This window comes from Gilliamella sp. W8136 (assembly GCF_016101285.1).
GTDB lineage: Bacteria > Pseudomonadota > Gammaproteobacteria > Enterobacterales > Orbaceae > Gilliamella > Gilliamella apicola_N.
The window spans coordinates 1-483 of sequence record NZ_JACFQU010000052.1 but is presented as its reverse complement, the minus strand read 5'-3'; the positions used below and the strand labels follow the sequence as shown (position 1 = coordinate 483).

At 42.4% G+C, this 483-nt stretch carries 1 pseudogene; it reads right to left on the bottom strand.

Annotation, left to right across the window (positions count from 1 at the left end):
• Nucleotides 1-403, bottom strand: a pseudogene (locus H3T96_RS14625) (IS4 family transposase); the annotation flags it as partial.
• Nucleotides 404-483 lie beyond the last annotated feature (80 nt).

The window sequence follows — 483 nt, the reverse complement described above, 5'->3', positions numbered from 1 at the left end:
AACATTGCTCTGAAAGCGGGAACGCTTTCTCATAAAGAGTAACAGAACGACCGTGTAGTGCGACTGAAGCTCGCAATACCATAAGTCGTTTTTGCTCACGGATATCAGACCAGTCAACAAGTACAATGGGCATCGTATTGCCCGAACAGATAAAGCTAGCATGCCAACGGTATACAGCGAGTCGCTCTTTGTGGAGGTGACGATTACCTAACAATCGGTCGATTCGTTTGATGTTATGTTTTGTTCTCGCTTTGGTTGGCAGGTTACGGCCAAGTTCGGTAAGAGTGAGAGTTTTACAGTCAAGTAAGGCGTGGCAAGCCAACGTTAAGCTGTTGAGTCGTTTTAAGTGTAATTCGGGGCAGAATTGGTAAAGAGAGTCGTGTAAAATATCGAGTTCGCACATTTTGTTGTCTGATTATTGATTTTTGGCGAAACCATTTGATCATATGACAAGATGTGTATCTACCTTAACTTAATGATTTT